Origin of the sequence: Pseudoalteromonas phenolica (assembly GCF_005886345.1) — a bacterium.
In the GTDB taxonomy this organism is placed as follows: Bacteria; Pseudomonadota; Gammaproteobacteria; order Enterobacterales; family Alteromonadaceae; genus Pseudoalteromonas; species Pseudoalteromonas phenolica_A.
The window spans coordinates 1-18,485 of the sequence record NZ_PNEC01000023.1 but is presented as its reverse complement, the minus strand read 5'-3'; the positions used below and the strand labels follow the sequence as shown (position 1 = coordinate 18,485).

The following is an 18,485-nucleotide window of genomic DNA, read 5'->3' as shown; positions in this document are numbered from 1 at the left end:
AATGCATAACAATCTTGGGGCGAAATAAAATATGGCAAAGCAACTTTCATTACTCATTGTTAATACCAGTGAGTCTGAGCGCGAAACCATTAAGCACACCCTAAATAGTCTTGAAGTTTTTAAATTTATTGAATGTACTGATAGCCAAGAAGCCATTCACTTACTTAAAAGCCAAAGCGTTGACCTTATCATTACTGGTTTGAATGTAGGTAAAATTGATGGTTGGCGCTTTGCTAGAATGATCCGTTCTGGGTTACTTAAAACCCCTAAAAACACCCCGATAGTACTCATCCCGCCGATTTACTGCGAACGTATTGCCGAAACGACAGCGCGCAGTTACAGCATTGATGCCGTATTACCGTTTGAGAAACATGCTCAGCTACCTGAGCTTCTTGCGAATGTTCTATCGACCCATTTAGAAAAAAGCAGCCGCTTAGATCTACTGCTGCTTGAACCTGATCCCATTCAAGCTAAAGCGATTTGCGAACATTTGGAGTTTAGCTTCGCGTGCACTGTCGTGAATACCCCGCAAGATGCGTATTCTATCTTCCTACAAAAACGGTTTGCCATCGTTTTGCTTAATACCACTGGTAATAACTATATTGAAAACAAACAATTAGTTGGCAACATTCTTGAACAAGAACCCAATCAAGCTGTTGTCACAATTATTGATAGCAAAGATGCTGATGATGCTGAGCAATTGCTACTAATGGGTGTGACTGATTTTATCCGTGCGCCCTATAATTTACGAATACTCAATAAAGTTTGTGACCATGCTGCACGCCGTGAAGATTTTATGGTGAGTTATGCTGAGTTTGCAGATAAAGTATCTCAACTTAGCCAAAGTGAGCGCCGTTATAAAGACCTTTTCTCAGCGCATCAGCGTATCTTGCTGCACTTAAATACAGTTGTTATGGAACTTGATACCGAATCTAAAATTCGTTTCATTAATCCTGCATGGGAAACCCTTTCTGGATTTGGGATTAAGGTCAGTCTGGGTGTTTCTCTCAACGAGTTTATTCATAGAGATGACCAACATAAATTAAATAAGCAACTGGCAAAAGTGCGCTCTGCAGAGCAAAAGTATGCTCAGCTTGAACTTCAACTCACGCAAAAAAATGGCGCTTCAGTATGGGTGGAATGTCGTTTTCAGTTGATCAAAAACACCACCAGCGCTGTTACTATCACAGCAACCATAGATAATATTCATGAACGTAAGCAGGCGGAACTACAATTACGCCACTTAGCTTTACATGACACATTAACAGGGTTACACAATCGCTATTACTTTGACCAGCAACTACAGACTCTGTGCAAAACAATGAGTGAAGACTCACTCTCTGAACATGCACTTCTATATATTGACCTCGACCATTTTAAAATTATTAATGATTCTAAAGGGCACCAGCAAGGTGACATCATTTTAAAAGAAGTAGCTCAGCTGTTTGGTCATAATATAGGTGATGAACACCTAATATTCAGAATTGGTGGTGACGAGTTTGCCGTTATTTTAAAAGAAGTGAGCTTGCTCGATGCGCATATCATTGCTGAAGGTATCTGTATGGCTATTGATAAGCATGAGTTTCATTCTGAAGAAAACAGCTTTTCCATTAGTTGCTCTATAGGGTTAACGCAAATTACCTGCGAGAATCATGATGCCAACGAGAGCCTTAAACAAGCTGATATTGCCTTATATATTGCCAAGAGCTTAGGTCGAAACCTAGTACACTGCTACAATAAAGAAGACGCCGAAAACAATACGCTACAGGGCGGATTAGAGTGGGGTCATGCCGTCAGGCAAGCATTGCAAAATGAGAAAATTGAATTACATTACCAACCAATTTGGTCATTTAAGCACGCAAATATAGCCTACTTTGAGACCTTACTGCGCTTAAGGGTCAATGATGAGCTCATTTATCCTAATCAATTTATACCTGCACTTGAGTTACTCAATGACACATTTTTAATGGATCAATGTGTTGTTAAACATGCAATTAAAGCTTTGTCGGAGCATGCTGAATTGAGCCAAGTTGCAATCAACTTATCAGCTCACTCATTCTTAGATGAAAGGTTATTACCACACATTCAAGATTGCCTAGTTCAGTACCAAGTAAACCCGAGCCGAGTGATTTTTGAGATCACAGAATCAGCCAGTATCAATAACTTGTCAGCTACTCAGACGATGATCAAAAAGTTGAATCAACTGGGCTGCCATTTCTCGATTGATGATTTTGGTACCGGATTCAGTACATTTAGCTACTTAAAGCAGCTACCTGCTCAACATGTTAAAATTGATGGCTCGTTTGTCCGAGATATGCTGAATGATCCGATTGATCTAGCACTTGTAAAAGCAGTGAATGATATTAGCCATTCTTTAGATAAGCACTCTGTTGCTGAGTACGTTGAAAGTAAAGAAATTTTTGACGCGCTAAAAGAGATTGGTATTGATTATGGACAAGGCTATTTCATTGCAAAGCCGCAGCCTATAGAGCTTCTCAAAAAAGAAATATCAACTATTTTGCCTGAGAAAACAGTTGCGTAACAATTTTAAACATAACTGAACTTTTACTTAACGATTTCTCATCTATACTTATTCTTGTGTGAAAAACGATGTCGACTTATATGTAGATTTTCACCTATATAGTACGACATCACAAGGATTGATTAATATCACAATAGGAAAGTTAAGGAGGTCGTTATGCTGCTATTAGTATCTTTTTTGCTGATCTTACACTGTGTCATTGCATTTCAGTGCTATCAAAGTACACAAAAGAAAGGCTACCCTACTTTTGTGTTTACCATCTTAAGTTTGATCCCATATTTTAACCTAGTCGTTTGGGTGTATTTATTATTTTTGCCTAACTTAAATGAGCAAACGCAAATACACCAATCAAGTCATTAAACTCTTTAAATCACAGCGAGAGAGCTTTACACCCTTTTGCTGTGATTTTTCTACTACTTAGGATTTATCAAAACGCATATTGTTCAGCACGTTCAGCTAACTTAGTAACTTGTATCTGACCTTTAACACACGATTCTATATCCGATTTTTTAAACACTAAAATGTGCTTTTCACGTTGTTGAGCCGGTGTAAACTTAAAGCTTACGTGCTCATTGCTTTTAACACTTCTTAAGCCGTTGCCATAGTCGCATAAGCTACTTGCGATACTTGTCTTCACTGTGGTTTTTAATAGCGCCTGCTGTGCTGCTTGTTGGGCTTGTCGAGCTTGCTTATCTTTCGCCAGCTTTTCTTTTAACTGCGTTTTGCTTTGGGCAAGCTTTTCTTTCTCAGCTTCCAGCTTTGCAATTTGCGCCTCTAACTCTTTACGGTGACGTTCAAGGTCTTTATCTTTGTCGTCTTGACGCTTAAGCATATAATTAAGCTCTTGCTTTTCGCGTTCCAATTCATGCAAGTCACGACGTGTATCTCGCTCTTGTTCAGCTACCTCTCGAATTTGTTCAGCGCCTTGTCTTACTGCCTCAAGTGCAACATGATAAGCTTCTTTTGATATATCCGCCACATTATCACTAAGATCTGACATCTGTACTTCTAAGGCTGAGAAGTCTGGAGATGGGATCTCTGAGAAACCATGTAAGTCACGCATACCTTCAATGTGCTTTCGCCAATCAAAGCGGCTTTTATTTCTCAAGCTCACATCAAAAACCAGACCTTGACCCGATAAATAGTAGCCTTCTACTGAACGTATTTGACCATCGGTGTCATGTTTTAAAGCAGTAGAAACAACACGCTGAAATATAGTAACTTCTCGCTTTAATTTATCTATCGCAGTTTGTTCTTTAGCGACACTCGAAAAAGACGCGCTTAGCACTGCGATTGATACTAGGGTTAACAAAGCTTTCATTAATGACCTCCATTTTGCGCCACAATCTCTGTTGGCGCATGTTCAACTTGCTCTGCAAGTTCATTCAACTGTAAGCGTAAAATTGCTTGATCTTGGGCTCTTTGCGTTTGCAAAAATGCCAGTAAATCATCAAGTGCCACTTGACGTTCAGCACGGTTTGTTAGTAACACTTGATTAGTTAGATCTGCTTGTAAGTTCTGACCTTTTTGCATCTGCTGTAAAATTTGCTGCATAGTATCTTGTTGTTTTTCTATTTGAGTTTGTTGTACAACAAGACCTTGCTCTAACGTTTTATTTTGCTGCCATAATTGCACAGATAAAATACTCAAAAAGCCAACACAAGCCGCCATGCCCCACTGCATCCAATTCCCTTGAAAACGACTTACTTGCTTAATTTCTGGAATAGCTATGGGCGTATCTGATGGCACTGATTGTTCTTCGTAACTATGCGCCATGTTTTGCCAAGCTTGTGCTTTTTCAAACAGCAACTTAGTTTCAGGATCAGCTAAGACTCGAGCATGCTGTGCTTCTGTGAGCTGCTCACCATCGAGCCATTTTTCAAGTAATTCATGAGCCGTTATTTCATGATTCGACACGGATCACCTCCAATGGCGCTTTCATCTTGCCAAGCGCACTATATAAACGGGATTTAACTGTATTAGGGGAAATTGCAAGTTGCTCAGCGATTTCTTCAAAGGTGAAATGCTGAAAAAACTTAAGTTCAACAATTTGTCTTTGCTCGAACGGTAAAGCCTGTAGCGCAGCATGAATATGCTGATTATCACTTTGCAACTGGACTGGGCAGTTGGGTGTATTCGCAGCTTCAGAGACTTTTTCAAGCGGGCTGGACTGTCTTTGCTTGCGAAAGAAGTCCATACACCGGGCTTGAGTCACTGAAAATAACCAAGTCTTAAACTGACTCTGACCATGAAAGTTATGTAAAGAGCGATAAACACTCATAAAGGCTTCTTGCATTAAATCAAGCGCATCATGGCAATCACCGGTCAGGCGAAGACAATGGTTATAAACCTGCTGCTCATGCTGCTTGATGAGCTTTAACCACGCAGCTTGGTCGCCTTGCTGGGCTTTTTTAATGAGTTTGTCTTGGCTTTGAAAAAACACCTTTAAACCCTAATTGTTAATCTCTGTTTAGTTAGTCGAAAGGTGTTTTAAAAAAGTTTGCCAAAAATGAAATTTATTTTTCGCAATCACATTGTTCAGTGATAAACGGCAATAATCCCTCACTGAATAAACGAAAATCTCGAATACGACCCGTGGTTTTACGCCAAATCAAACCAATCTCACGATATGCATCAGTGCCAGATTTTCTCACGGCTAAATCTTTACCAGATAATATGCCTGCATTTAAGGCCATTTGCGGCAAGAAAGTAACACCATGCTGATACTCAACCATGCTTAATAAAGTGTGTAAATTACTCGCTTCGAACGGATTAATACATTCATGCTTATTAAGATGGCAGGCACTGAGTGCATGACCTGTCAGACAGTGTTCCCTTTCAAGTAAAAACACACTCTGATCTGGCAGCAAGTTGTAATCATCAATGCCTTTTAGCGGATAGCTTTTATGATAAACCAAAGAGAAGGCGTCTTTAGTGAGCACTTTAGTGTGAAACTTTTCAGTTTGATAAGGTAAAGCTAGCATCGCCATGTCTATTTGCCCCTGCTCGAGACGCGCCAATAACTTATCGCTGGTATCTTCAATCAAGATCAGTTCTAAATTCGGGAAAGCTTCACGACAGTGTTGGTAAAGTGGTGCAGCAATAAAGCTAGCAATAGTAGGAATTAACCCCAAGACTAATTTGCCTGACAACGGGTTTTTAAAGCTCTCAGTGAACTCTTTAATGCTCATGGTATCTGCAACAATTTTCTTGGCACGTGTAACCACTTCTTCACCTAACTCGGTAAACATTAAGCTACGGTTCTCACGCTCAATTAGTTGACTGCCTAAGGTTTCTTCAAGGGTTTGAATTGCAGTACTCAAAGTCGATTGACCGATAAAACATGCCTGAGCGGCTCGACCAAAATGTTGATGCTGATGCACAGCAATAAGATATTGAAGCTGTTTAATACTAGGTAGGTTTGTCACAGTTTTCTCTAAGCAAACTCAAATTTCATTCAGTATAACGATGAAGTACTCAGAGTAAAACGGATAAGATCAATTGCTTATACCACCCCTCTTAATTAAGTGACCTTTTTGAGGCAAGGAAAGCTTGTCGATAACGAGGAGAAAATTTTGCTATTTAGTTGTTCTAAATGAGAAATTTTTAACGTAGTTAGCGGCAACTTTAGTCCCTCAAAATGATTAAGTATTACTAAGGGTTGGTATTAGATAATAAAAGAATAGCTGATATAAAAAGACCCCAGCACCGTGATGCTGAGGTCTTTTCAAGCTAAAAGTCTGTCTGTCTAATTAAACGCCGAATGCGGCTCTTAGAACATAGAATATAACAATAGCAAGAGCAGCACCGACTGGCAATGTAATTACCCAAGAAACCACAATATTTCTAATTACCCCCATATTCAGTGCAGCGATACCACGTGCCATACCTACACCTAGTACAGCACCTACTAGCGTTTGTGTTGTAGAGATAGGTAGACCAGTACCCGATGCAATAACTACCGTTGATGCAGCAGCAAGTTCAGCAGCGAAACCACGGCTTGGTGTTAAGTGCGTGATGCCTTCACCAATTGTTTTGATTACTTTCTTACCAAGGACTGCAAGACCCACTACGATACCGATACCACCTAGCGGTAAGATCCACCAAGCAAGTGCCGCTTTCTTAGCAATTTCACCGTTATGCTCAACAATGTTCACAACTGCCGCTAGTGGACCAATCGCGTTTGCTACGTCGTTTGAACCGTGAGCGAATGCCATACAACATGCAGTCAGTACCATTAGGATAGCGAATACTTTTTCAACGTTGTTGAACTGCATTTGCTTGTCTGCTTTAGGGTCCATTTTCAAACGGTTAATTGCCATTTTACCAATGATACCCACAACCACAGCAATACCTATTGCAAGCGCATAACCTTCAACCGCACCTAGGTTAATACCAATGTGCTTAAGACCTTTCTTAATGGTTACAAGTGACATAACAAAACCAGCTAGTCCCATATAAATAGGCACGTAACGCTTAGCATTTTGTAATGGCGAGTCTGTGTCGAAGATCAGCTTTTGCGCACTCATAAAGATTAAATAAGCAATAAAGCCTGAAATTGCTGGGGTAACAATCCAACTACCTACGATACCGGCAACTTTGCCCCATTGAATTGCTTCACTACCCACGGCAACCAATGCGAAACCAATAATCGCACCGATGATAGAGTGAGTTGTTGAAACCGGCCAACCCAGTAAAGACGCAAGTAATAGCCATGAGCCTGCTGCAAATAGTGCAGAGATCATACCTAATATCATCAACTCAGGAATATCAGCGAAAGGCGCTGCGTCGATGATACCTTTACGGATTGTTGATGTTACTTCACCACCAGCAAGGTATGCACCGGCGAATTCGAAGATCATCGCGATGATGATCGCTTGTTTAATGGTAAGTGCTTTCGAGCCTACTGAAGTACCCATGGCGTTTGCAACGTCATTTGCACCAATACCATATGCCATGAAGAAACCTACTGCCGCAGCAATTAGGATCAGCATGGAACCATAGTTAGCAATGATATCCATTGTTAAACCTTAAATTTTAAATACGAATAAAACGATTAACGAGCTAACATTAGCTCAAGTCGAGAACCAACACGCTCAGCAATATCAGCAAGCTCACCTACCCATTCAATGATCTTATATAAGAACATTACATCAACAGGGTTAAGTTCACCTTCGATAGCTCGGAGCTCTTGGCGGATCTTGATTTGCATTTCATCCGTGTCTTGCTCAATTGAGTCCAACTTTTCAAGCATGCTTTCAACCAGAGTTACTTCACGACCACGGAATCCAGTTTCCAGTAGCTCGTCAAACTCATTAATGGCTTTAGAGGCTTGTTTCGTTGCATCGACACAACGTTCAAGATAAGCAATGAAGTCATTTTGAATAGACTGAGGGATCACCATTTCACGACCAACAACACGACCTGCGATGTCTTTCGCTTTATTCGCAATTTTATCTTGCTGAGTGATCAACTCTAATAAATCGGTGCGCTCTACAGGCATGAATAAACCGCGAGGCAAGTGTAATCTTACTTCACGCTTTAAAACGTCTGCTTCACGTTCAAGGTTGCGGATTTCAAGACGAAGAGTTTCGGCTTCTGTCCATTCTGATTTGAATACATGATTAAAAAAAGGTACTAAAGTACTACTCGCTTTATGTACGATTTTAATGTGTTCTTCAATTGGCTTAATAGGTGACTTTGCAAATACACCTAAAAACGCATTTGATGGCATAACTGACCCTTAAATCATATTAATATGCTTGCAGGGTGAATTTTACAGCATTAGCCGACGTTGTGAACGGATTTTTGTCCGAAATGCGAATTAAGCTGCGCTGAATCATAAAAATCCAGCGCAAAGTGCGCATATATTTTTTACAGCGTTTTCGCGATATCTTCTTGAGATGTATGGCGAATATCTTTACCGTTCACAAAATAAATGACGTATTCAGCGATGTTCTGACAACGGTCTCCAATGCGCTCTAATGAACGTACAGACCAGATTAAATCCATAATTTTAGGAATAGAACGTGGATCTTCCATCATGTAAGTCATAATTTGACGCGTTAACGCTTCATATTCGCGGTCAACTTTTGCGTCTTCTTTATGCACCTCAAAGGCACTTTGCGCATCCATACGGGCGAACGCATCTAGCACATCATGCAACATCTTCGACACTTGGCGACCCATATTCTCTAAGTTTACCAATAAATCTTGCTGATCTTTAGTAAATGAATCTAGTGCAACACGTGCGATACGCTCAGCTTCATCACCAATACGTTCAAGGTCTGCGATAGTCTTAGCAATCGCAACTACTAAACGTAAGTCACTTGCAGCTGGCTGACGTTTAGCAATGATACGGGTACATTCTTCGTCAATGTTTACTTCCATGGCATTAACTTTGTAGTCGTTCTCGCTGACTTTACGTGCTTTTTCAGCATCGTTGTCGTTGATCGCATCAAGTGCAAGGTTTAATTGCTCTTCAACCAAACCACCCATGCTTAATACGTGGTTACGAACATTTTCTAGCTCTTCGTTAAAGCGGCCAGAGATATGCTTGTTTAAATTGTTTTCCATGATTTATTCCTCTCGCTCGCTATTAACCGTAACGACCCGTGATGTAGTCTTCCGTCTTCTTCTTAGAAGGCGTTGTGAATAGCGTGTTTGTGTCAGCGTATTCGATCAGTTCACCCATATACATGAATGCAGTTTGGTCAGAAACACGTGCAGCCTGTTGCATGTTGTGCGTTACAATCACAACCGTATACTTTTCTTTCAGGTCGTTGATCAGCTCTTCGATTACCAAAGTTGAAATCGGGTCAAGTGCCGATGTTGGTTCGTCTAGCAGTAATACTTCAGGTTCGATCGCAATTGAGCGGGCAATCACTAGACGCTGCTGCTGACCACCTGATAAACCAAAAGCACTGTCATGAAGACGGTCTTTAACTTCGTCCCACAACGCTGCACCGCGTAATGAGCGTTCTACCACTTCGTCTAGTTTACGCTTGTCTTTAATACCTTGTAGACGTAGGCCGTATACCACATTCTCATAAATTGACTTAGGGAATGGGTTTGGTCTTTGGAATACCATACCTACGTTACGGCGAAGTGCCGCAACGTCAACGCTCTTATCATAGATATTCTGACCATGAAGGTTAATCTCACCTTCGATACGACAGATATCAACTAAGTCATTCATGCGGTTAATACAACGTAATAATGTTGATTTACCACAACCCGATGGACCGATAAAAGCTGTTACCTGACCCTTAGGGATTTTCATATTGATTTTGCTAAGCGCTTGCTTGTCACCATAGTAAAGATCTAGGTCTTTGATCTCTAGTGCGGTTTGCTCTTCGCTCAAATTAGCTAAATCTAATTTAACTTGATTTGTGTTATTCACTTCAGGAGCTACTGTAATCATTTCTAAAATACCTAGTTATACTATTAATGTTCAAGAGAACGGAACTTTTCACGTAAATGGTTACGAATACCAATCGCAGTAATATTCAGTGCGATGATAACGCTGACCAGTAAGAATGCCGTTGCGTAAACCAATGGACGCGCGGCTTCAACGTTCGGGCTTTGGAAGCCTACATCATAGATGTGGAAACCTAAATGCATGAACTTACGATCTAAGTGAACAAACGGGAAGTTACCATCGATCGGTAACGTAGGTGCCATTTTCACAACACCTACTAGCATAAGTGGTGCAACCTCGCCGGCAGCACGTGCTACCGCTAAGATTAAACCTGTCATAATTGCCGGGCTTGCCATAGGTACAATGATGCGCCACAGCGTTTCGGCTTTTGTCGCACCCAGTGCCAATGAACCATGGCGTACTGAACTTGGAATACGTGATAAACCTTCTTCAGTCGAAACGATAACCACGGGTAGCGTTAAAATTGCTAAGGTTAATGCCGACCAAATTACACCTGGCGTACCAAATACAGGGCTTGGTGCAGCTTCTGGATAGAACAATTGGTCAATTGAACCACCTAACATATAAACGAAGAAACCAAGACCAAATACACCGTAAACAATCGAAGGTACACCTGCTAAGTTGATTACCGCGATGCGGATCATCTTAGTCACAGCGTTCTTAGCTGCATATTCGTGTAAGTAGATTGCTGCTACTACACCAAATGGCGTCACAATCACAGCCATTAGCATAACCATGAAAACAGTACCGAAGATTGCAGGGAATACACCACCTTCAGTATTCGCTTCACGCGGATCGTCTGAGATAAATTTGCCTGACTGAACAAAGAAGTGACCTAACTTTGCAAAAAAGCCCATGTCATTTGGGAACCACAAGTCTAATACCTGATAGATAGGTAAAGTTACTAGCTCCCCACGCATGTCTCGTACAACCACTTGATCTCGCTTCGCTTTCTTACGAAGTTCAAACAGGCGCGCTTCTAATACTTTGTATTCAGCACGAAGTTCTGCACGTTTTGACTCTAAATCAGCTAGTACTTCATCCGTTAAGGCATTATCAAGTGCGTATTTCTTTTCTTTTAAACGCAGACGCTCAAGTTCATAGTTAATGTGACCAATATCACCATTTTGTAGATCAAGTGCTTCTTCATTTAAGTCTACTGCACGCTCAACCAGTTCAACTAAACGTTCTTTAGGCGCATTAGTAACTTCTTTACCATCTTCGATTACACGCTCTACGTAGCCATAGAAATTACCATTTTTACTACGCTCAAATACCGCCATCGCTTCTGGCTTAGTTTGAGACTGGATATCTGTTGTGAGTATCCAGCGGAAATCTAGGTCTACATATTCACGGTTACCCGTTTTTACCAAGATACGTTCAATATATTCATCTTGGTATGCCGATAAATCATAGCCTGCTGCTTCTAAGCGAGATTTAGGCACCATCTCACGGTCATAAATCTCACCAATCACTGTTTGCTTAGGCACTGAGCCTTCAAGCTTTAATTCAACCACTTCTGATGGCCAGAAGAAGCTTAGACCTTTCCACGCGATCATCGCTAATAAACCGATAACCGAGATTAAACTGATGCTAACTGCACCACCTGTCATCCAGATCCAAGGAGATCCTGACTTAAACCATTGCTTTACCATGTCATGAAACTCCGATAATTACATTGAGCTGTATTTTTCACGTAGACGCTGACGAACAAATTCAGCGAGCGTGTTAAATACAAAGGTAAAAATAAACAACACGAATGCAGCAAGGAATAGAATACGATAGTGCGAACTACCCACTTCTGATTCAGGCATTTCAACTGCGATGTTTGCCGCTAAAGTACGCATACCTTGGAAGATACTCCAGTCCATGATTGGCGTATTACCCGTTGCCATCAGTACAATCATGGTTTCACCTACCGCGCGGCCTAAGCCCATCATGACCGCAGAGAAGATACCCGGACTAGCCGTTAGAAGCACAACATAAACAAGGGTTTGCCACTGCGTTGCACCGAGCGCTAATGAACCATTTGATAAGTGCTTAGGCACACTGAATACCGCATCTTCTGCGATTGAGAAAATAGTCGGAATAACCGCAAAGCCCATCGCAATACCAACAACCAGTGAGTTACGTTGGTCAAACGTTAGACCTAGCTCATTCGTTAAATATTGACGCACATTGCCATCAAATACCCACAGTTCGATTTGACCGCTGATTGCGAATGACAACCAACCGATAAATAACACTACAGGAATAAGTAAAATTGAATGCCAACCGTCTGGAATTAAATGACGAATACTCGCTGGCAGTTTAGTCCAACCAAATGCCGTCGCGATCACCGCCACTGGCAGTAAAGTCACGAGTGCAATCACTGCTGGAAGATGCGTTTCGATTAAAGGCGCTAACCAAAGACCCGCTAAGAAACCAAGGATAACTGTTGGTAGTGCTTCCATAATCTCAACGGTTGGCTTTACTACGCGACGTAATTCACTCGACATAAAGTAGGCTGTGTAAATTGCTGCTGAAATGGCAATTGGCACAGCAAATAACATGGCATACATCGCCGCTTTAATCGTACCAAATGAAATTGGTACTAAAGAGAACTTAGATTCAAAGTCATCAGATGCTGACGTTGACTGCCAAGTGTATGCAGGCTCAGGATAGCCTTCGTACCATACTTCATTCCAAAGTGCTGACCAAGTTACCTCAGGATGCTCGTTGTGCACTTCAAATATAGAAAGCGTATTGTTCGATAGAGACAAAACCGCGTTAGCTCGAGGTGATACAGCAAAATTATCAATGGCTTGTTCACTGATTTTGCCACGCCATAATTCAGCTTCACTGGTCGTGTAGTACACGCCTAAGTCGCCTGATGATGTCGTCGTGAAGAAAGTACGGCGATAATATTCTGTGTAGATATCTAGCTTATTCGTTTTCTCAGTTTCAAAAGCACGGATTTTGGCAAACTGACGGCCATTATCTTCCGTGTTTACTTCAAACCACTGAGACACTTCACCGTTATCGTTTGCCAGCATCAAAGAATTTGCACCAGCAAGTAATGTCGCGCTCACTAGGTTTGCATTCTCTTCGTTGGCAGCAAGAACTTGGAACTGCTCAACTTCAGCTGGGTCACGCGTATCAAAGATATATATTTTGTTTGCACTGCGAACAAATACGCGAGATGTATCTGGTGAAATCAGTAACTCATTTACTCGGCCATCAATGTCCAGTTCAGTGCGCTCAATTAGCCACTCAACTTCACCAGTAAACATATTCTCTTCAGGTGTAAAGGCTGCAAATACCACGCGCTTGTCTTCAGTCACTGCAACTGCTGCAGCTTTATCTTCATAATAACTGAAGGCAAACTTAGCAATTGCTTGCTCTTGCTCATCTACTAGTAATTGTTCACCATCTAATGGGTAGCCAATACGTGGTGTGATCAAGCGCTCGTTGCTAGGGAAAGTCACTAAGAAGCTCGGCTTAACCAGCTTAATTGCACCATTATCTAAACCGTATGCATATAAGCCTAAAAACGGCGCACTTTTCGCGAATGTCGTGATATTTCCATCAAGTTCAACATCTAGGCTTTTCATTAATTGCCCTGAGCTGTCGCCTTTTATATGGTAAAAATCGACATGCCCAGAATCTTCTAATAGATAAGCAATCTCTGTTTGCTCTTCAACACCAATACCAACATAGTTTTTCTCTGAAGATAAACTCACATCTGTGCGCTTCTCTACTTTTGCTGACTCTAAGATTGGCTCTACGACATATAGTAGATAGAAGAAGATCAACAGCAATGCCACAAGTACCATTACCCCACCTGCGGTAATACTGTATTGTGCAAAGCGATCTTTAAATAAACGGCGCTTGTCCGTTTTAAAAGATTTTTGCTGTGCTGAGGTAGACATTAAAACACCTTATTATCTTTGAATTGCGAGCATTATATTTCATCAAGATGACAGTAATGTTACACAAAAAGGACTGTGAAGATTAAAAAAGTGAACTTTTATTAACACAAATAAGTCAGAAAAAAAGTTCTTTAAAATGAATATTATTGAGTCTGAATTAGTGATTTTCTGGACAACAGACAAAACTTAACTAATCTTAAATTGCGGAGATTTATTGGCGTAAGGAGACGTTTAGTAAATAGCCGTTCGTTTCCACTTCTACTACACAGTAGACAAAAATAATAAGAGACATTGATATGAAGCAGTTAGTTTTAACAATTATAGGTAAGGACCGGCCGGGTCTCGTTGAAGAAATATCAGCAGCCATCCTAGAACACCATGGTAACTGGATGACCAGTAACCTCAGCCATTTAGCAGGTCAATTTGCAGGTATCGTGCAAGTTGAAGTTGCTGAAGAGCATCTTTTAGAAATTCAAACCGCACTTGATGAGTTACAAGGTTTAGACGTTCGTATTGAATCAGGTGATTCTGATACAGCAGAACAAATACCTGAAACGCTTAATTTAGTGATCACAGGTAATGACAGGCCAGGTATCGTCAAGGAGCTTTCAAGTGTTATTCGTCATAAAGGGGCAAACATCACACATCTGAACTCTCGCCAGCGCAGCGCACCAAACTGGGGGGTGCCTATTTTTAGCGCATTTGCAACGGTCACGTTACCTGCCGGTATGCATAAAGATAACGTTATTGATGCGCTTGAATCGATCACCAGTGATCTGATTGTTGATATCGAAAGCGAATAAATACTCACTTCTAATAAACCAAGTCTTATATGGCAGCTCGAGGAGTACAGCTGTCATATAAGTGTAATAAAAAATCCCTATATTTTGCAATTGTACCTTTGATTACCTACGGATAGATCATGCATTCTGTACCACACACCTCTACTAATATTAGCTATTTTGCCAAAGAGTTAAGTTGGCTTTCGTTCAACGAACGCGTTCTTCAAGAAGCCAAAGATCAAAATAACCCGCTTATCGAGCGACTGCGTTTTCTAGGCATTTTCTCTAACAACCTAGATGAATTTTTTAGAGTAAGAGTTGCTGATTTAAAAAGAAAAGTTTTACTTAACAGTTTATCTGACGCCCACTTTGACGCCGACGAAGAGCTGTTGAACCAAGTGAATAAAAAGGTTCTTTCTTTAGGGAAAAAATTTAACCACATTCATCATCACTTGTTAGATGATCTCGATAAACAAAATATTCATATTAGCCAGCCTGAGTCTCTATCTACGTTCCATCAAGAGTGGTTAGAAGATTTTTTTAATGACCAAGTATTACAGCATATGTCACCCATGTTACTCAGTGAATCAAAAGATTACTCAAGTAATATAAATGATGCGATGACTTATCTTTTCATTCATATGAGTGGTGAAAAATCTCAATATGCTTTGCTCGAGATCCCAACCGATCGACTGGATCGATTTGTAATTCTACCTACTGAGAAAAGCCGTCATAAAAGCATTGTCATGCTTGATGACGTTGTCAGTTATTACTTGGCTGATGTATTTAAAAGTTTTGTTAAATTCGACAAAATCGAAGGTTATTCAATTAAATTAACCCGTGATGCGGAATACAACTTAGACAATGAAATCGAAGAAGGCTTACTCGATAAAATGTCAAAGGGCTTAAAACAAAGGTTATATGCTGAGCCCGTTCGTATGGTTTACGACCAAGCTATGCCTGATGAGATGCTAAAGGTATTAAAAAAACGTTTAGGTGCAAGCCAGCAGGATGCGCTTATTCCTGGTGGTCGCTATCGAAACTTTAGGGACTTTATTTCATTTCCGAATGTTGGTCGTAAGCACTTAGAAAATAAGCCATTAAAACCCCTTATCAGTTCAGCTTTCGCCAAGCATAACAGCGTATTTAAAGCCATCTCAGAAAGAGATATTTTACTATATTACCCTTATCACACTTTTAACCATATGTTGGAGTATGTGAGACAAGCGGCTTACGACCCAAAAGTAACCCAGATTAAAATCAATATTTATCGTGTCGCTTCTCGCTCGAGACTTGTGTCATCTCTGATCAACGCAGCCAAAAATGGTAAAAAAGTCACTGTTATGGTCGAGCTAAAAGCGCGCTTTGATGAACAAAACAATATTGAGTGGGCAAAAGTGCTCAGTGAAGCCGGCATTAAGGTGCTAGTAGGACTCCCCGCGCTCAAAGTACACAGCAAACTATGTGTTATCCACCGAAAAGAAAAAGGTAAAATTGTAAAATATGCTCACATAGGTACGGGTAACTTCCACGAAAAGACAGCGCGAATTTACACTGACTTCAGCCTATTCACCAAACACAATGAAATCTGTGATGAATGTGATGAAGTCTTTAGATTTATCGAAACCAGTTATCGCCCATTTACTTTTAAGCATCTACAAATTTCACCGTTAAATGCCCGAGAGCGCATTTGTCAGGGTATAGAGAATGAAATTTTAGCCGCAAAGAATGGGAAATTTGCACAAATCACTATAAAAGTGAATAATCTGGTCGACAAACAGCTCATTGATTTGCTCTATAGTGCATCTCGACAAGGCGTAAAGATTCGCATTATTGTTCGAGGCATGTGCGCGCTAGTTCCCGGTTTACCTCAATTTAGCGATAATATTACAATTATCAGTATTGTTGACCGTTTTCTTGAACATCCTCGAGTTATGGTGTTTGAAAACCAAGGCGATCAGCAGGTTTATATCTCTTCTGCCGATTGGATGACAAGAAACTTAGATCACCGTGTTGAGGCTGGCGTGCCCATCTTAGATAAAGACTTAAAGCAACTTGTGATCAATATATTAGAGCTACAATTTAAAGATTGCTGCAAAGCTAGGATCATAGATGCAGAGCAACAAAATAAGTATGTACCGCGAGGTAACAGGAAAAAAGTACGCTCTCAAATTGCCATCTATGAGCTTTTGAGTAAATGGGAAAACGATTATGCACAACACACCTGAGCCAGCGCCGTTTGCTGCGCTTGATTTAGGTTCAAACAGCTTTCACCTGGTGATTGCTAGAAAAATAGAGGGTCAGTTACAGATCCTACATAAAGAAAAGCACCGTGTTCATCTTGCTGCCGGATTAAATGCACAATTTGAGCTCTCAGAAGAGGCAATTGAGCGTGCTATGTTGGCGTTCAAACAGCTGGCGCAAACTCTCCAAGGATTTGATGCGACTAACGTGCAAGTGGTCGCAACTTATACCCTTAGAAACATCAGAAACATTAAATGCTTTTTAGCTGAGGCGAAAAAGTATTTTCCATTTAATATCAATGTAATATCTGGCCAAGAAGAAGCTCGATTGATTTACCAAGGCGTCGCTAATTATGTGCACGGTGAAGACAATCGTTTAGTCATTGACATTGGCGGGGGTAGTACTGAGCTTGTCATAGGTCAACACTTTGAAACAAAGCAGTTAACTAGCCGTGATGTAGGCTGCTCCAATATTACCAAAGCATTTTTCTCATCAGGGAAACTAAGCAAAAGTGCATTTAAAAAAGCCATTATTGCAGCTAGACAAGAACTTGAGCCTATCACGCCACGTTATCGTAAATCAGGCTGGCAACAATGCTATGGCACATCTGGAACAATCAAAGCGTTATTGGCCATCGCTCAAGTACAATTTGACAGTGATATTTTAACCCTTGAAATTCTAGAAAACATCAAGTCTCTACTTATTGCGCAAAGTAGTATCGAACTACTTGATATAAAGGGACTTAATCCTGAGCGGCATACAAATATCGCGGGGGGCTTAGCTATTTTGATCGCCTCCTTTAAAGAATTAAAGATAGATAAATTAAGCTATTGTGATTACGCCCTAAGAGAGGGCGTGCTTCATGAAATGTTTAATTATGACGAGTTTGATCTAAGGGTGAGAACCATAGTCGCGCTCGGGCAGCATTATAATATTGATACAGTTCATGCTGATAATGTATTCGATACAATTAAGCACCTATTTCAACAATGTAAAAAGCCCTGGGGCCTGAAACAAAAAGATCTCCTATTGTTACAGTGGGCCGCGCAGTTACATGAAGTCGGATTAGCCATAAATTCTTCTGCAATTCAAAAGCACAGTGCCTATATTGTTTTAAACAGTGCCCTACCCGGTTTTACACAACAACAGCAAAATGTGCTCAGTGCTTTGATCAGATTTCATCGCAAGAAAATTAAAGTCATAGATTTGGAAAACTACAACATTCTCAACACTGAAAAGTTTGCAAAACTACTAAGCCTTTTCAGGTTAGCAGTAATGGTAAATAGAACCAGACAACTCACCGATATTTCTAGACCCACAATTGAAGTACTAGAGGCTTCAACGCTTGTGAAGTTCGATGAGCAACACAGTGAAGAGCAAGCACTTTTGTTGGCTGATTTAGAGCAGGAACAAAAGTATTTAGCCTCAATTAACATCAATTTAAGTTTTGAAATTGGCAGTGTATTTCAAAATTAATACTCATAAAATAACGAAATAAAAAAGGTGGCTAAGCCACCTTTTTTATTCTCTTATCTTTATCTAGCTAACCTCAGATCTGTATAAGA

15 protein-coding genes are annotated in these 18,485 nt (G+C 40.6%); 5 read left to right on the top strand and 10 right to left on the bottom strand.

All coding sequences use genetic code 11. From position 1 onward, the window contains the following. Positions 1 to 31 precede the first annotated feature (31 nt). Positions 32 to 2,542 carry an EAL domain-containing protein gene (locus CWB72_RS11385; protein WP_138631480.1) on the top strand — a complete coding sequence of 837 codons (2,511 nt, stop codon included), beginning with the start codon at positions 32 to 34 and terminating at the stop codon, positions 2,540 to 2,542. Positions 2,543 to 2,698: 156 nt separating this feature from the next. After that, complete coding sequence (locus CWB72_RS11380; RefSeq protein ID WP_138566830.1) at positions 2,699 to 2,902, top strand: hypothetical protein; 204 nt, start codon at positions 2,699 to 2,701, stop codon at positions 2,900 to 2,902. A 67-nt stretch (positions 2,903 to 2,969) separates the two neighbouring features. Here the strand turns inward: CWB72_RS11380 and CWB72_RS11375 are convergent, their stop codons facing one another. From CWB72_RS11375 to CWB72_RS11330, 10 genes are all read right to left on the bottom strand, one after another. Beyond that, entirely contained in the window at positions 2,970 to 3,863 is an 894-nt protein-coding gene (locus tag CWB72_RS11375; protein ID WP_138631477.1) for a hypothetical protein, read from the bottom strand. Next, positions 3,863 to 4,459 carry an OmpH family outer membrane protein gene (locus tag CWB72_RS11370; protein ID WP_138631475.1) on the bottom strand — a complete coding sequence of 199 codons (597 nt, stop codon included), beginning with the start codon at positions 4,457 to 4,459 and terminating at the stop codon, positions 3,863 to 3,865. Before CWB72_RS11370 ends, CWB72_RS11375 begins: the two co-directional genes overlap by 1 nt. After that, positions 4,446 to 4,985 (bottom strand): RNA polymerase sigma factor, encoded by a 540-nt coding sequence (locus CWB72_RS11365; RefSeq protein WP_138631473.1) that lies wholly within the window; start codon positions 4,983 to 4,985, stop codon positions 4,446 to 4,448. The genes CWB72_RS11370 and CWB72_RS11365 overlap by 14 nt, the downstream gene beginning before the upstream one ends. A gap of 73 nt (positions 4,986 to 5,058) precedes the next feature. Continuing rightward, the gene (locus CWB72_RS11360; RefSeq protein WP_138631471.1) at positions 5,059 to 5,970 is read right to left on the bottom strand and encodes a hydrogen peroxide-inducible genes activator; all 912 of its coding nucleotides are present in this window, start codon (positions 5,968 to 5,970) and stop codon (positions 5,059 to 5,061) included. 324 nt (positions 5,971 to 6,294) lie between these two features. After that, positions 6,295 to 7,563: an inorganic phosphate transporter gene (locus tag CWB72_RS11355; RefSeq protein ID WP_138631469.1), complete on the bottom strand. Its 1,269-nt coding sequence runs from the start codon at positions 7,561 to 7,563 to the stop codon at positions 6,295 to 6,297. 35 nt (positions 7,564 to 7,598) lie between these two features. Beyond that, positions 7,599 to 8,276, bottom strand: coding sequence for a TIGR00153 family protein (locus CWB72_RS11350; protein ID WP_130254579.1), 678 nt, complete (start codon positions 8,274 to 8,276; stop codon positions 7,599 to 7,601). Between the two features lie 140 nt (positions 8,277 to 8,416). Then, positions 8,417 to 9,118, bottom strand: coding sequence for a phosphate signaling complex protein PhoU (gene phoU, locus CWB72_RS11345; RefSeq protein ID WP_058028772.1), 702 nt, complete (start codon positions 9,116 to 9,118; stop codon positions 8,417 to 8,419). A gap of 22 nt (positions 9,119 to 9,140) precedes the next feature. Further along, positions 9,141 to 9,965 carry a phosphate ABC transporter ATP-binding protein PstB gene (pstB, locus tag CWB72_RS11340; RefSeq protein WP_058028771.1) on the bottom strand — a complete coding sequence of 275 codons (825 nt, stop codon included), beginning with the start codon at positions 9,963 to 9,965 and terminating at the stop codon, positions 9,141 to 9,143. 23 nt (positions 9,966 to 9,988) lie between these two features. Further along, entirely contained in the window at positions 9,989 to 11,638 is a 1,650-nt protein-coding gene (pstA, locus tag CWB72_RS11335) for a phosphate ABC transporter permease PstA (protein ID WP_138631467.1), read from the bottom strand. Between the two features lie 18 nt (positions 11,639 to 11,656). Beyond that, positions 11,657 to 13,894 carry an ABC transporter permease subunit gene (locus CWB72_RS11330; protein ID WP_138631465.1) on the bottom strand — a complete coding sequence of 746 codons (2,238 nt, stop codon included), beginning with the start codon at positions 13,892 to 13,894 and terminating at the stop codon, positions 11,657 to 11,659. Positions 13,895 to 14,190: 296 nt separating this feature from the next. On the opposite strand from CWB72_RS11330, the gene CWB72_RS11325 reads away from it, so the two are divergent. From CWB72_RS11325 to CWB72_RS11315, 3 genes are all read left to right on the top strand, one after another. Continuing rightward, positions 14,191 to 14,697, top strand: a complete 507-nt coding sequence (locus CWB72_RS11325) for a glycine cleavage system protein R (RefSeq protein WP_138566822.1) — start codon at positions 14,191 to 14,193, stop codon at positions 14,695 to 14,697. Positions 14,698 to 14,816: 119 nt separating this feature from the next. Beyond that, positions 14,817 to 16,904, top strand: coding sequence for a polyphosphate kinase 1 (gene ppk1, locus CWB72_RS11320; protein ID WP_130254574.1), 2,088 nt, complete (start codon positions 14,817 to 14,819; stop codon positions 16,902 to 16,904). Continuing rightward, entirely contained in the window at positions 16,888 to 18,396 is a 1,509-nt protein-coding gene (locus CWB72_RS11315; RefSeq protein ID WP_138631463.1) for a Ppx/GppA phosphatase family protein, read from the top strand. The genes ppk1 and CWB72_RS11315 overlap by 17 nt, the downstream gene beginning before the upstream one ends. The last annotated feature ends 89 nt before the right edge of the window (positions 18,397 to 18,485 follow it).